General features: G+C 35.1%; 11 protein-coding genes and 1 tRNA gene. 3 read left to right on the top strand and 9 right to left on the bottom strand.

Annotation, left to right across the window (positions count from 1 at the left end; translation table 11 throughout):
- Positions 1 to 53: 53 nt before the first annotated feature.
- On the bottom strand, positions 54 to 491 hold the full coding sequence (locus ACFILA_RS01880) for a MucR family transcriptional regulator (protein WP_012754848.1): 438 nt from the start codon (positions 489 to 491) through the stop codon (positions 54 to 56).
- Between the two features lie 853 nt (positions 492 to 1,344).
- Here ACFILA_RS01880 and ACFILA_RS01875 point away from each other — a divergent pair.
- Positions 1,345 to 3,438 carry a S9 family peptidase gene (locus ACFILA_RS01875; RefSeq protein ID WP_375660549.1) on the top strand — a complete coding sequence of 698 codons (2,094 nt, stop codon included), beginning with the start codon at positions 1,345 to 1,347 and terminating at the stop codon, positions 3,436 to 3,438.
- An 82-nt stretch (positions 3,439 to 3,520) separates the two neighbouring features.
- Here ACFILA_RS01875 and ACFILA_RS01870 read toward each other — a convergent pair whose 3' ends face one another.
- Positions 3,521 to 4,123 (bottom strand): superoxide dismutase, encoded by a 603-nt coding sequence (locus tag ACFILA_RS01870; RefSeq protein ID WP_375660548.1) that lies wholly within the window; start codon positions 4,121 to 4,123, stop codon positions 3,521 to 3,523.
- A gap of 875 nt (positions 4,124 to 4,998) precedes the next feature.
- On the opposite strand from ACFILA_RS01870, the gene ACFILA_RS01865 reads away from it, so the two are divergent.
- A tRNA-Gln gene (locus ACFILA_RS01865) sits at positions 4,999 to 5,073 on the top strand.
- A gap of 229 nt (positions 5,074 to 5,302) precedes the next feature.
- Here the strand turns inward: ACFILA_RS01865 and ACFILA_RS01860 are convergent.
- Genes ACFILA_RS01860 through ACFILA_RS01850 form a run of 3 tightly spaced genes read right to left on the bottom strand, consistent with a single transcriptional unit; the run spans position 5,303 to position 8,629 of the window.
- Positions 5,303 to 5,767, bottom strand: a complete 465-nt coding sequence (locus ACFILA_RS01860; RefSeq protein ID WP_375660547.1) for a toxin-activating lysine-acyltransferase — start codon at positions 5,765 to 5,767, stop codon at positions 5,303 to 5,305.
- Positions 5,767 to 7,092, bottom strand: coding sequence for an HlyD family type I secretion periplasmic adaptor subunit (locus ACFILA_RS01855; protein ID WP_375660546.1), 1,326 nt, complete (start codon positions 7,090 to 7,092; stop codon positions 5,767 to 5,769). The genes ACFILA_RS01860 and ACFILA_RS01855 overlap by 1 nt, the downstream gene beginning before the upstream one ends.
- On the bottom strand, positions 7,082 to 8,629 hold the full coding sequence (locus tag ACFILA_RS01850; RefSeq protein ID WP_375660545.1) for a peptidase domain-containing ABC transporter: 1,548 nt from the start codon (positions 8,627 to 8,629) through the stop codon (positions 7,082 to 7,084). The genes ACFILA_RS01855 and ACFILA_RS01850 overlap by 11 nt, the downstream gene beginning before the upstream one ends.
- Positions 8,630 to 9,007: 378 nt before the next feature.
- Between ACFILA_RS01850 and ACFILA_RS01845 the strand changes: the two genes are divergently transcribed.
- A complete protein-coding gene (locus ACFILA_RS01845; protein WP_273791622.1) occupies positions 9,008 to 9,202 on the top strand; it encodes a hypothetical protein in 195 nt (64 codons plus the stop codon).
- 1,238 nt (positions 9,203 to 10,440) lie between these two features.
- Here the strand turns inward: ACFILA_RS01845 and ACFILA_RS01840 are convergent.
- The 4 genes from ACFILA_RS01840 to ACFILA_RS01825 all read right to left on the bottom strand — a co-directional run bounded on the left by ACFILA_RS01840 (position 10,441) and on the right by ACFILA_RS01825 (position 15,058).
- A complete protein-coding gene (locus ACFILA_RS01840) occupies positions 10,441 to 11,226 on the bottom strand; it encodes a DUF1499 domain-containing protein (protein ID WP_375660544.1) in 786 nt (261 codons plus the stop codon).
- 535 nt (positions 11,227 to 11,761) lie between these two features.
- Entirely contained in the window at positions 11,762 to 12,301 is a 540-nt protein-coding gene (locus tag ACFILA_RS01835) for a hypothetical protein (RefSeq protein ID WP_375630863.1), read from the bottom strand.
- A complete protein-coding gene (locus tag ACFILA_RS01830) occupies positions 12,294 to 12,890 on the bottom strand; it encodes a DUF1214 domain-containing protein (RefSeq protein WP_273791544.1) in 597 nt (198 codons plus the stop codon). Before ACFILA_RS01830 ends, ACFILA_RS01835 begins: the two co-directional genes overlap by 8 nt.
- Positions 12,891 to 12,907: 17 nt before the next feature.
- Positions 12,908 to 15,058, bottom strand: coding sequence for a transglycosylase domain-containing protein (locus ACFILA_RS01825; RefSeq protein WP_375630862.1), 2,151 nt, complete (start codon positions 15,056 to 15,058; stop codon positions 12,908 to 12,910).
- Between the last annotated feature and the right edge of the window lie 325 nt (positions 15,059 to 15,383).

Raw genomic sequence — 15,383 nt, 5'->3', positions numbered from 1 at the left:
CATGTATATTAAAATCAACTTTATACACGAAACCATTTTTTCGCAAAATAAGATTATTTAGTTTTTTTCCGTTTGCTTTTGCGTCCAAGACCCATTTCTTTGGCCAAAGCCGATCGTGTTTTTGCATAATTAGGCGCCACCATAGGATAAGAACTATCTAACTGCCATTTTTCACGATATTCCTCTGGCAACATTCCATAATGTGTCATGAGATGACGCTTTAGAGATTTAAACTTCTTTCCATCTTCAAGGCAAATGAGATAATCAGGAAATACTGAACGTTTTGGATTAACGGCAGGCCTTTGTTTTTCAACTTCGACTTCTGTTAACTCTAGATTCCCTGCTTTACGAAAAGCAGCATGGACATCAGCAATTAAACTTGGCACTTCAGTCGGTCGAATAGAATTATTACTCACGTAGGCAGCAACAATATCAGCAACCAATGTAATAACTAAATTGCTTTCAGTCTCTAAGACTGCACGATGTTCCATTCTTGTTTCCTTTAATTTAAAATTGAGTAATTCAAAATCGAGATATAGTGCATATACTCATGATATAAAGATCTCATGCACATGAGTTTCATATTGTACAAAAATCTTTTTTGTCAATTCAATTATTCTATAAAATTGCCAAAACACAAAAAAATCAAATAAATACCCATTTTTTGTCATAATATACAATAAGAAAAACGAAATTATTACATGCTAAAATATATTTTTAGCCTATAACATATCATACATAATATATAATACATCACAAATATAAAAAGATATAGGATGAAATTTATTTATTTTTTTGAGAACGTAAAAATAAAATTACTAATTATAAAAATATAATATATAAATTATTATTTTTTGTTTTGAATACTTATAATTTAGTAAGTTTATTTTTAATAAATTTCAAATTTATTTTTATTATTTATATTTATTAAATTTAATAATAAAAAACAATATATATTACAAACATGACACAATAGCATTGTTTATAATATAAAACTATTCATTAAAACGACATAGAATATTTTTATTTTTTATAAAGTAATAATAATATTTATGATATATTTATTCATTTCTATAAAATTATGCGATTATACTGTTTCAAAAAAAATCAAATCTTTTTCTCATAGTTTAATTGTTTTACCAGTCACTTTCATTATAAAAGTGGTATTATATCCCTAGAAAACAATAGCTGTGATATGTAATGAACAGAAAGGTATTAGTTTAAAAATTATCATGGCACTATTTTTGCAAGTGAATAGAACTTATAGATTTGTACACTTGCATCAATAATTGTGATTCTAACATATAAATGAAGCTGTTAACATATTTTAATATAGGATTGTGTATGACTCGCACTTTTGCAATTCCTCCCAAAGCATCTAGAATCACTCATAAGGAAATATATCATGGTATTTTTCGTGATGATCCCTATCATTGGCTACGTGCGTCTAACTGGCAAGATGTTTTTAAAAATCCTAACTGTCTTGATCTCAATATTCGACATTATCTTGAAAAAGAAAATGCTTATCAATCAGCTCAAATGGCTGATACAAAACCACTACGAGATTTGCTTTTTACCGAAATGAAAAACAGGATCCAAGAGAATGATAGTTCTGTTCCTATAAAACATGGTTCTTTTGCTTACGGATTCTCTTATGTTACCGGAGGCCAACAACCACATTATTTTCGGACACCAAGGAATGGCGGAGAAAAAAACGTGTACCTTAATGGTGACGTCTTGGCAGAAGGCAAAGAATATTTCAAATTTGGTTCAGTTCAAGAATCTCCTGACCATACACATGTGGTATGGACCTATGATGACAAAGGATCAGAATTCTATACAGCTAAAATTCGTAATTTTGAGACATTGTCTGACTGTATGGACACAATTACTGATACATCTGGTCAAATTGTATGGGATGCTAGATCTGAAGGTTTTTTCTATACTAAGATGGATAAAAACCACCGACCTTCAGAGCTCTATTATCACCAATTAAACACAGATCAATCACAAGATAAGCTTATTTTTCGTGAAGACAATCCAGGTTTTTTCTTAGATGTAAGCGGTTCTAAGCTTAATGATGTTATTTATATTAATATTCATGATCATGAAACATCCGAGATCTGGTTAATTCCTGCTGAGGCGCCTTTTACTATTCCCCAATGTGTACGGAAACGACAAAAAGGTATTGAATATTCACTTACAGAAGGTGGTGATGTCTTTTATATTCTGACCAATTTAGATAATGCAAAAGATTTCAAAATTATGGTAGCGCCATATACATCTCCACAATCAGAAAATTGGTCTGAGTTTGTCCCACATCAGCTTGGGTGCCTAATATTATCCCATGATGCTTATCAAGATTTTCTTGTCTGGATCGAACGTTTTGAGGGGCTTCCACGTATAAAAGTAATGGAACGTACCACTAAACAAGTTAATTCCATTGCTTTTACTGAAGAGGCTTATTCTTTAGGTCTGCAAGGAGTTGCAGAATATAACAGTCCAACTATTCGTTTTTCCTATTCGTCTATGACAACACCTGATCAAGTGTTTGATTATGAGATGAAAAATTGTAAACGAATGCTTTTAAAAACGCAAATAATTCCCTCTGGGCATAATAAAGATGCATATGTAACACGACGTATTACAGCAATAGCAGACGATGGTGAGAAGATTCCTATTTCACTTTTTTATCACAAAAATACTCCCCTTGATGGTGGTGCGCCTTGTCTGCTTTACGGTTATGGTGCTTATGGGATCTCTATACCTGCCAGTTTCAATAGTAATGTACTTTCTCTAGTAAACAGAGGTTTTATTTACGCTATTGCTCATATTCGCGGAGGAAAAGAAAAGGGAGTAGAATGGTATGAGAAAGGAAAACATCTCTTTAAGTACAATACATTTACAGATTTTATTGCTTGTGGGCGTTACCTTGTAAACAATAAATTCACTTCTCACGACCGGCTGATTGCTCATGGTGGTTCAGCAGGGGGGATGTTGATGGGAGCCATTGCCAATATAGCTCCACAGGATTTTGCTGGGATCGTAGCAAATGTGCCTTTTGTTGATGTCTTAGCGACAATGTTAGATGCTTCATTGCCACTCACTCCTCCAGAATGGGCCGAATGGGGGAATCCTCTTGAATCAGAAGAAGATTATAAGCTTATTGCTTCCTATTCCCCTTACGATAATGTCAAAGCTCAAAACTATCCCCCTATACTTGTGATGGCAGGATTAACAGATCCTCGTGTAACTTACTGGGAGCCTGCAAAATGGGTGGCAAAATTACGAGACCTAAAAACAGACGATAATGCAATTTTATTACGTATTAATATGGATTCAGGGCACGCTGGTGCAGCTGGACGTTTTTCAAAGCTAGAAGAAGTTGCCTATATCTATGCATATATTCTAAAGATAGCAGGAAAAGACTTTTGCTAATCCATAATACCTCTGTATGAAAGTCTCCGATAATTTATTGGATTATAGGGACTTTCATACACTAAAAAATTATTGAGACAGTTTAAAATTCACATTCTTCATAAAGTTTCAAAACATAGTCCCAATTAATTAAATGGTCTACAAAGGATTCGAGGTACTTCGGTCGAGTATTGCGATAATCAATGTAATAGGAATGTTCCCACACATCGACACCCAAAATAGGTCGAGCATTGTGCACTAAGGGATTTTCACCATTAGGCGTTTTCATAATTTCAAGCTTGCCATTTTTAACAGCAACCCACGCCCATCCAGAACCAAATTGGGCACTAGCAGCAGCAATAAAATCAGCGCGGAATTTGTCGTAACCACCTAGATCAGCGTCAATAGCTTTTGCTAACTTTTCAGGAAGTTTTTGGCCACCACCATTTTTTTTCATCCAAAGCCAAAAGTGGTTATGGTTGTAATACTGCGCTGCATTATTAAACAAACCAATATTTTTTCCAAAACTTTTTTTAACAATATCTTCAAGGCTTTCATTTTCTAAGCCTAACTCTCTCACAAAATTATTGGTGTTGGTAAGATAAGCGAGGTGATGCTTATCATGATGATATTCAAGCGTTTCGCGTGACATATAAGGCGAAAGGGCATCGTAATCATAAGGCAATGGGGGCAATTCAAAAGCCATTTAAAAATCTCCTCGATTCTAATTGTTAAGCTTATTTCATAAGCCTAATTTGCCATTTACCGCATTTAAAAGCAAATGTTGAATACCTAATTTGTATGAAATAGTTTTAATGTCTCTCTTTTTGTAAAAGAAGCTTTTAGGAAATGTATATTCATCAATCAAAAAGGGTATTGGTCTACATAAAGATTGCTTCTGAAGATTTTTTACATCTATGAGTGGGTAATAAATATCATTATCTTTTGAATAAAAAGTAAATGGAAATAGCTATTATTCCTTGTTTTTGTATCTCTATTTTTTCAAATACCATATAAAATGTTTTTAATTTTTGCAAAACTCTTCCAGTTTATGGGTGTATCATAATGTTTTCAACAGAATATTAAGTGTTATTTTTTAGGAAATATTTTTCAATGTGCTTGATTTTATTTTATGGTGCTACCCATGAATAATATAATGTAAAAATTAGTGGACATTACCATCTTTATGCTTAATGCAAGAGCACAGCAGCACTATCATACACTTACCGGTTGCCAATGTGGTGACAGCTTTTTTCTTAAATTGAGCAAGATGGGATTTTAATATATCAAGAAAAGTAAATCATATGCAAATTTATTAGATACATGAGTAAACTGCAAGATTTTCATTTTCTGTTCCTAGAAAATCAATACAAAGAGCAAAATAATTGATGGATAAATGGTTCTTTCTTATGTTAAAACCACAACTGTATATCAGTTTCTGCTACGAATTTGTATCGATGGCAATGCCATACAAGACTCAGAAATTTTATGATAAAAAAGTAAAGTCTTTGATTTTCAGATATTGCGTCCAATCACAGGAATCGCTATAAGGTGCAGGAGTCGCTATAAAGCGTGTTTTTTTGGGGTATAGCCAAGCGGTAAGGCACCGGTTTTTGGTACCGGCATTCCCTGGTTCGAATCCAGGTACCCCAGCCAATTCTGGTAAAATGTTAATCAAAGTTCAGCTTGAGAGTGGATTAGCCCTCTTAACCATCTATTGCTATTCATAGCAAGTCTGGTAAGCTGAAAAGTACCCATTTGTAGCGGGGAAGCTCTAAATATGGTAAGGTTCTCTTGCTATAGCTATCGCTCAAAGAACTCTTTTAAAAGATTCTTTTCTATAAGACGAGGGGTAAATGATTTATGCGCACTTGCTTTAGAAAAACTATTTGGCTGGATTTTGCGCTCTATAGCAACACCAGCGTGCAATTTTTCGTATTCCACCATCTTCATTACGTCGAACAGCGTAGCAATAACGCTGATCAGGAAATATATTTCGTTGCATATCGCGTACAATATGAGCAGTATGGCCATAGGGTGCTACACAATCAATAAACCATACGTATTTTCCATTCTGCCAATTGACATCGGGTAAAAATTCTCCTTTTTTAAACATAGATTGATGATTTTTCTCATCTAAAAAAGCCCAAGTGATAAAGGCACAAAATTCTCCACGTTCATTTTTATAGAGTTTGTATTGCCCAGTCTGTAAAGCTGGTCCTAAATTTCGTTCGATATCCCAGATTCGCCAGCGGCGGTATAAGGGAGATGTAAGCATTAAAACAACCATAGCTCCTAACGCTGTAAGAGGATCTATGAGTGATGGTGATGGATTTTCATTTACAGACATCATCTTTCCTTTAGAGATTGTTCTAAAATTTTGGTGATAGGTTCAAAGAAATAAGAAATGAGACGTCGTTTTGAGGTAATGACATCCGTTGTTACAGTCATGCCAGGGATAAATTTAAGTTGTTTGTTATTCAAAGTGATGTGATCTTGGTCAATTTTGATTAAAACAGCGTAGACACCATTAATTTCTTTATTATAGTGCGCTGTAGCGCCTACATTAACGACTGTACCGTGGATAACACCGAAACGTTCAGGTGGAAAGGCAGAAAACTTGATGTAAGCACGTTGGCCCTTTTCTAAAAAACCAATATCTCGATTATCAAAAAACGCTTCAACAATGAGACCGCCCGCACCAGGGACAATACGCATGAGCGTTTTACCAGCCTCTACAAAGCCGCCCAAAGTATGGATACTTAAATCATCGATACGTCCATCAACAGGCGCATAGAGTGATAAGTGGTCAAGATGGTATTGAGTGCTATCAAGTTTTGCTTTTAATCCTTGAAGATTCAGTTCTGTTTCACGCGAAAGTTGGCGATAGCGGGCGATTTCATCGGAAATGAGACTTTTCCGTTGTTGGCGGAGGGCGTTTATTTCGGCGGCATTTTCTTCCAAACGTCTTTGATTGGTTAAAATTTCATGCTCGACATTTTTAAAATCATGTAAACGCTCTAAATAAACGGCTTGGCTAATGACTTTTGTTTCCATTAGGCTTTTTGCAGCCTTTAATTTTCCTTGGCTTAATTGACGATCATCTTCCAACCTATCTAATTGCGCATGTTGTGTTGCACCGCTGCGCTCGACGCGGTCCGCTTGTGCTTTTAGCGCTCTTAATTTATCTTGGAGAGATTGAAGGGCAGCGCTAATGAGTTTTTCCCCTTCTATTCTTGCAGTCTGATTGCCAGAAGGAGGAACTGGCAGATAGGCAAGTCCTTTGGTCACAAAATCTTTATCCAAAGGATCACTTTCATGCAAAGCTGTTAAAATAGCTGTTGCGATTTGTGCTTGAAGGGTTTGTTGCGCGACATCTGCTTGAACACGTGCGCACTCATTGAGGGCTTCACGAGGATCTAATTGAATAAGGAGATCACCTTGATGAACAAATTGCCCTTCTTTTACAAGAATTTTCTCAATGCGTCCTGTATTTTGCGCTTGGACCAGCTGAACGTAAGCGGTGGGAATAACACTTCCTTGCCCCCGTGCAACAATCTCTGTTTTTGCGATAAAGCTGCCGATCACAATAAAGAGAAATAAGGTGATCAAAACAGCAACCACCATATGAAGCGTTGGTGACAAAGGGCGCAAATAGGGAGCTTTATCTGCCATTTGTTGCCTCCAAATCAGTACAGTTTAAGACGGTTGCATGCTGAGGAAAGAGGTCGCTTTTGTGGGTAATAACAAGAACAATACGTTCTTGCGAAAGTTTATATAAATGCTCAACAATTTGTGCACTGACAGCGTCATCCAATGCGGAAGTAGGTTCATCCAAAATAAGAAGGCTTGGGTTTATCAGAAAGAAACAAGCTAAAGCCAAGCGTTGGCGCTGACCACCTGATAAAAAACTACCTTGCTCTCCTACTTGAGTATTGAGTCCTAAGGGCAACTGAGCAATCAAATCATGGCAAGCACTAACATATAGTGCAGCGTCGATTTCATCTTTAGTGGCATCTGGTTTAGCAAGAAGCATATTCTCAAGAATAGTTCCGGAAAAAAGGCAAGGATTTTGAGGAAAATACGCAATTGTTTCACGCACGCTACGGACATCAAAATTCTGTAAAGGTTGGGCGTTAATCAATATCTTTCCGCTTGTTGGGGGATAGAGTCCACAAAGGAGCTTCGCCAAGGTTGTTTTTCCGCACCCTGAAGGACCAAGTAACATAATTGGTTGCCCAGGTTGTAAACAGACATCAAGATGATTGATAATGGACTTATCTCCATAAGAAAAACAGAGATCGTTGGCTTCAAGATGAGGAGGAGCGCTGAGTTGAAGAGGCGGCTTTTCTTCTTCCCATTCTGAAGGGGAGTTAAGAATATCGCCCAAACGAAGACGAGAGATTTTCAAATGCTGCCATTCTTCCCATAGGGATGCAAGGCTTAAGATAGGACCAGAAACATTTCCAGCGAGGAGATGAAAGGCAATAAGTTGCCCTAGCGTAATCTGGTTTTGAAGAACTGCCTGAGCACCAAAAAAGATAATAAAAATAGTGAAAAGATCACCAAAAATATGGCTCATGGCTCCATTGAGAAGATGCAATTTACTGGTTGTAAGGCTTTGATCTAAACTACGAGCTAAAGTTTCTTGCATGCGTATTGTATGAGCAGATTCTTTTACGTGTGCTTTAATGGCTTCAAGATTGGTAAAACTTTCAATAAGGCGCGATTTATGGACAGCTTGCAGAGTGAAAGCACGGCGTAATTGGCGGCGCAAGAAGGGACCGACTAACGCTAAAGAGCCCATTTGTAAAGGTAAAATGATAAGGACAATGAAGGTAAGTTTTGGACTAATGGAAAAGAGTGCAGCAATATAAATAATGGCAAACAGAACATTCAGTACGGTTGTGGCGATGGTTCCTGTTAAAAAACCGCGAATTGTATCAACTTCCCCAATACGTGAAAACAATTCTCCTACTTGCCAACGGCGTAAAGTGGGCAAGGAGAGACTTAAAAGATGGGTGTAAATGCGCCGTCCAAATTCTAGCGTAAGCCGATTGGCTAAATAAGCACCTAAGTAGCCTGATAGAGTGCTAAGAGCTGTGCTAAACAGCATGATAGCAACCATCAAGACAACGATAGCATAGAGACTTTCAATACGCTGAAAAGGGAGAATACGGTCGATAATCGCTTGAAAAATAAAAGGATTCACCACGCCCAGCAAACGCAAAACAACAGCAACGCAACTGAGTTCGATGACATAATAAATATATTTCTTTGTTGTTATTGTAAACCAAGAGAAAAGAATACTAGTTTTTCTTGTGAATGTCTCATTTGAATTTATGATTTTATTTAAGAGAAAGAGCGATTGATGTCGCATATTTTAACAGTATTATAAATAATATTATATTAATACAAAATATACATTTTGTATTAATATAATATAAACATAATGTATTTATTATTTATACAGTATTTTTATTATTATTTTTACAAATTATGTTTTACTTCTTATAAAGTGAACAATAATGAATTTTCCACTGTATCTTTGTGATACAGTTATTTTTAACAATAATTAAAGAGGTTTTATATGTTTCGTTCATTTGGTTCTAGTTTTTCTAATGGTTGGTCTAATTTTACTTCAATGAATTTTTCAAGCAGTGGATCACGACTTGGGTGTACTGTTGGAGATTATTTCTCAGCAGGATTTTCAATGGGACATAGGGGACATAATATGGGAGTGGTAATTGGTGGAGTTATGGGGTGTCAGTTGGAGGACCAATAGGCGCTGCGGAAGAGGTCTATCATTAGGAGGAGGAGTTGGCTCTGCAGTAGGATTTGGTACAGGTTTGGGATATATAGGCTGTGAATGTTATCGCTAATATAAAAATCAGCAGATATTTCTAAAATGAACAAGCTTGTAGGCATAATTATGTGTCTACAAACTTGACAGGAAGGTTTAGGTGCATAATTCTACAAAATTATATATTTAATTTGGATTTTTTTTATGAATGAGCTTATTAGTATTATTGTAGAATTATTATTTTCTATAGGTGCTTTAGTTATATTTTTCTATACATTGTTTTCATATTATAAATCTAAAGGTTATAGTAAAAAAGAAATTTGGAAAAAAATTTTGTTAAGAATATTTTTTTTCTTTATATTATTTTCTATAATATTTTTTATTTATATACGTTATTTCTATGAACAATGATTATTCATTATTAATTTATAATTATAGATTAATTTGGAAATTTTATTTGTTATATATATTTTTAATATACTTTATAAATTGTTTTTTGCATTTTTTGTTTAATTATATTTATTTAAATTGTATTATGTATCTAAGGTATGTAATGAAAAAAATATTAAAATTAAATCATTAATTAAGAATAAATTCGTTTTTTATATTATTTTAAATTATTAAGTTTTATATGATATAATATATATTAATGTTTATTGTTTTTATATATTTTTAATTTGGATTTTTTATGAGTGATATTATTCGTATTATTGCAAAATTATTATCTTCTACATGTTTTTTCTTTATATTTTTCTATGCAATGTTTTTACGGTATAAATTTAAAGGTTATAGTAACAAAGAAATTGTGAAAAAAATGTTTTTAAGCACATTTTTGTTCATTATATTTGTTATATTACTTTCTATAACATTTTTTATTTGTATACGTTATTTATATGAAAAATGATTATTTATTATCTTTATATAATAATGTTTTTGATATGAGTTTTATAATAATTTATTTAATATTAAACTTTAAAAAATATTTACTGATTACAGTTAGACAGAGACTTTAATATTATTATCAATATTTCTGTTTTTTATTTCCTATTTTTTTAATCTTTTTCATTATTTCAAGAATGGTTAGGTTTGAGAATATTATCTTTTGTATAAGAATTTTTAGTTTATAGCTTTTGAAAAGTGATTGTTTGCTTATGTATCATGTTTATTGAAAAATAAGCAATTTTTGTGAAATAAAGTGTCTTCTCTCTCGCTCTTGATCGTTATTCATCTTCTTGTGAAAGAGGAAGGGAAGCGATTTCCGTATCAAGGGCATCCATAAAATCGATAATAAAAGCAGCATTTGTCCCCAAATCTCTTGGCAAATAACGAGAAGCAGAACGCATATCAACAAAAGTTGTATCCCCTTCATCAGTTAAGCGTATCACGATATCCGAAATAAACCCAAGGTAAAAAGTTTTAGCTCTCGTTTCAATATAAAGCGCATTTTCTTCACCTTTAAACTCTCGTTGAGCCACAACAGGCCAATCATAGGCTGCTAAAACATTGAGAACAGATTCGCGAATACGGTCAGGTGAACCATCATAACGGCGCCCCGATATTTCTGGCCATTGTGACATCTGTAATGTTGCTTGTTCAGTCAAAACACTTTTGAGCGGTAAAGCATCGCTGGGACGTATTGTGCGAAAAAAAGCCGGCGGGCTTTGTGTATCGGTAGAAATATCGTAAAGAGCCGGTAAGGTAAACCAAAGTCCAAAAAAGAGCATCAATGGTGTAGTCGTTATTACCGAATAAATGATTCCTTTTAAAGCTTTCATTCCCCCTAGGGCTCCATAGACCCATAAGCTGTAAAGTGCTTTTAAAGCAAGAAAAAGAGAAATAATCACACAGCCAGTAGAGATTCCGATCAAAATTATGAAGTCGGTTACGTTAATGACGGAAAAACGTTGTAAAATGACTGAAAATAATAAAACAAAGAACGACAATCCACCAAATCGAGGGGACCATACTGCTGCTCTTGAAACGAACCGAACATATCTCTTCTTCATGAAGTTTTTTCCCCTCAATTGTAAACTATAAGCCAAGTTTTTTCAGAGTGCATATCTTACAAAAAGCTTATGCTCATAAAACAAAAATAAAGCACTTATTTTTGAGGTCAAGGATGCATAATGTCTTATAAGTTTCCAGCGATTATTTTTGCACTTCATTGAAGGTAATCAGTATTTCTTCTATAGTTTATCATGTCATTGATGCGAATTTTATGGGAATGTTTGTAAATAAAAAGAAATAAACTCAAATAACAAGTTTTACGGTTGTTAGCAGCATATTTTTCTAGAACTTTACTCTTGATTTTCTCTTCTGATTGCTGGGAGTTTTTTCTGTCAGATAATGCGTAATCAAATAGGATATGATGATGTGCAATAGAGATTTCATTCTATCTCAATAAAAAATTGAGGGATTTATAATCAGATAAATCTGAATTCGAAGATTCAATTAATAGAGAAAAAAGATAACCATTTTGATAGGCTTCATGTATTTTGTATAGAAAGTAAGGTATTGTACAAATGAGAGGTTACTCCGTTTTTATTCATAAAATATGCGGCAGGTCGCAGATGAAAGAAAAGATTCACTTTCTTTTTTTGCAAGTGAAGAAGGGGCAAAAATACGTAAAATGACAAAACCTTCATTCAAATTTTTAGCAACCAAAACTGAATTGGCATTTTTTTTAGGTTTTGATTTTTTGAGTTCTATGATTTGTATTGGTTTTCCAATAATAAGATCGAGTGTATTATCAGGGGCTGTTCGGTCATTAAGGCTATAGAAAATAATTCCTTTGTGTGAGTAGGCTGCTAGTGACCAAAATTGTCGTGTTTTCAAAGCTTTTAAATGAACAGGTCCATTTTCAAGATTAAATCTGCAGACTTTAAGAAGAAAGAGGGGATCAGCAGATTGTTGAATAGGATTATCGGGAGTAAAAGCAACAAATTGATAAGGGGCTCCGGATTTTTTAAGTGCTGTCCATATATTATTTTGTGCCCAATAGGGGATCAGAAAGAGAACGCAAATATGAACGATAATAGCGCCAATGATTGCAAGAAGTGCGGTATGAATAAATCTAGTCACAATTTATTTGTCCTGATGGAATTTGTTCTATTGATGGCATTGTAAGCTTTTGTAATGCCGTTGCAGAGATGATTGAGGTATCGTATAAGGTAAGAATAAGCCCGAATTCTTTTTGACTAACTGTTGCAAGCCAATTGCCAGCTTGTGGTGTAGGTGAAATATTGATGCGCAATGAGCCATCATGCTCATAAATAATAGCGTTCGTGTGGAGTTCAAAAGGTATTTCTTTGGATGAAGTATAGGGTTTTAGGGATTTGTCAGCTGTATAAAGGGTGAAAAGACGAGTTTCAGGGATGGTGCCTTTGAGTAAATAATGACAGTGGGGGTGGAGTGGACGCCCTTGGTTGTCTTGCCAAATCTGGAATTGAAGACCTTCAGTGCGTCCGAGTGAAACAATGCCTCGTTTGGTCGTGCGGGCGCGGGTATAAGGATCCATATTGGCGGTTCCCATTTTTGGATAAGCACTCCATTTTCCAATTCTAAAGCGTTCAAAATGAGGAAAGGAATTGAGCACATAATCGACACTCAGTTTTCCACATAAAATGGAAAAAGCGAAGATAAAAAAGAAAATGGTGATATTAAAAAACATCAGTGAATATCTTGAATTCAAAATGTTGAATCTCCAGTTGTTTTCACCTTCAAAGAAATTGCAGATGGTTTTTTCAGATCTTTGTTAATCAATCGCACAATATTCAATGTTTCAGGAGAAAGCGTAGAGGGTATTGGGGAAAAAAATTCAGAATCTGCATGGGAGGAAAGTATTGGGGGATGATAAGGAAGAAGAGAATCTTTAACACCATAGAGTTGTTTGAGCATAATATTTTGGTGTGCAGCAAGCATGATGCGTTGCCATATCATGGCAGGGACTCCACCCCCAAAAGCACGATTCATCGGTGAAAAGTTATCATTTCCCATCCATACCGCTCCAGTATAATTGCCAGTAAAGCCAACAAACCAAGCATCACGATAGGATTGTGATGTTCCAGTTTTCCCAGCGACAAGAGTCATGGGCAGAGCAGCACGCTTACCAGACCCTCGTGTTGTGACACCCACCATCATTTGGTTCATATAAGCAGCTGATTGTCTGCTGAGAACTCGGTGTAACTTATTTCCGTTATGCTCGAAATCCCATACCACATGCCCATCAATTGTTCTGATTTGCGTGAACCCATGACGATTACCAGCTATCCCACCATTCGCAAAGACATTAAAGCCAGTTGCTTGATCCATGGGGGTCATGTTGGAAGTGCCAAGAACCATCGTTTTGTGTGATAAAATATGCGCGTTAATCCCCATATTCTTGATGAGATCTATGATAGGTTGGGTATCGCGGTGAAGATATTGATAGGTGAGATACACAGGGACTGTATTAATAGAAAAAGCTAAAGCTGTTGCTAAATCAATTTTCCCCAAATAACGGCCCGAATTATTTTTTGGTGTCCAACCTCCCCAATTGATCGGAGCATCTAAAACGATTGTCGAGGGAGAAAGTCCGTGTTCCAGTGCGGTTGCGTAAACATAAGGTTTGAATGAAGAACCAGTTTGTCGTCCGCCTTGTGTTGCTCTGTTAAATTGGCTCTTTTTATAATCTTGTCCTCCAACAATTGCGCATACGGCACCGTTATTATCGAGTATAACAGTGGAAGCTTGTGTTACGCGATATTGTTGACCATACTGATGTAAATGATATGCAATTGATTCTTCTGCTGCTTTTTGAATATTTGGATCAAGAGTCGTTTGAATAATTAAACTATGGCTTGGAAGTTGATTGCGCATTTTTTTGACTTCCTCGAATGCCCAATCAAGAAAATAATCAGGCTGATTATTTTCTATTTGGGGAAGTGCCCTAGCAGGGTGGCGATGCGCATTGATAATCTGGCTCTTCGTCATAAAGCCACTATTAACAAGATTAGAAAGGACGATATTGGCACGTGTTTGAGCCGCAAAGAGATGACTATGAGGAGCATATTTTGTTGGAGCTTTAAAGAGTCCTGCTAACATAGCAGATTCACTTAAAGAGACATGACGTATGTTTTTTCCAAAATAAAATTTTGCTGCTGCGGCAATACCAAAATTGTTTCCTCCCATATAGGCCCGGTCAAGGTAAAGTTGTAAAATCTGCTTTTTGCTAAAATTTGCTTCTAGCCAAAGAGCAAGATAAGCTTCTTTGATTTTACGTGTTATGGTTCTTTCGTTTGTTAAAAATAAATTTTTAGCCAATTGTTGTGTGAGAGTTGAACCACCTTGCACCACACCTTTAGCTTGCATATTTTGTGAAATTGCCCGTGTAAGTCCTTGAAAATCAATGCCCCAATGATCAAAAAAACGACGGTCTTCTGTAGCGAGAACCGCTTTAATAACAGTGTCAGGCATTTCTTCAACGGGGACAGAGATCGCCGGCAGTGCACCACGGTGCCCAATGGAATTTCCATAGCGATCTAGAAAAAGAATGGAAAAGTTTTTAGGAGAAGACCAATCTGTTTTGGTCACTTCAAAAACAGAAATGCCCAAAATAGTGAAAAGAGTAAATCCCATCAACCCTAATGTCAGTATTTCATCGAGAACTTCAACGATAAAACGTTTCCATCCTTGAAGATGAAAATTTTGTGAGACGATTTTTGCCTTTTTCCAGAAAAAACTGTTAGCAGAACGAATGTGATAAAGCGCTGTGTCTAATCGTGCGTCTAATTCAATGAGAGCAGGACTGTGAAATGGCTTACGATGTTGCCCTTTCTTTTTTTTAAAAAAATCAAACATTTAAAGAGAGCCTATGGCAAAGAAATACAACCAAACAAATCTACAATAATTATATGGAGTAGAAGTATTTTTTTGCTATAGTGCTAACAGAGAAAGAGTTGATTTTAGAATTATTCATTTTTCGTAAGATAGTGTGTTAATATTTTATTATTTTATTGAATAAATTTTATTCTCATTATTAAAAATATTTTTTTGATTTTTTAAAAATTTGGAGTAATGTTAATATGTTCTTCTGTAAGATAGAGGATAAATTATTTTCATTTGTGATTTTTAAATCGACTGAAAAAAACCATTATTTCTTTTATCCTTTATCAAGGAGAAGAGA

Source organism: Bartonella sp. CL71SXKL (assembly GCF_042194935.1).
In the GTDB taxonomy this organism is placed as follows: Bacteria; Pseudomonadota; Alphaproteobacteria; order Rhizobiales; family Rhizobiaceae; genus Bartonella.
This window is presented reverse-complemented; position numbering and strand designations above follow the sequence as displayed.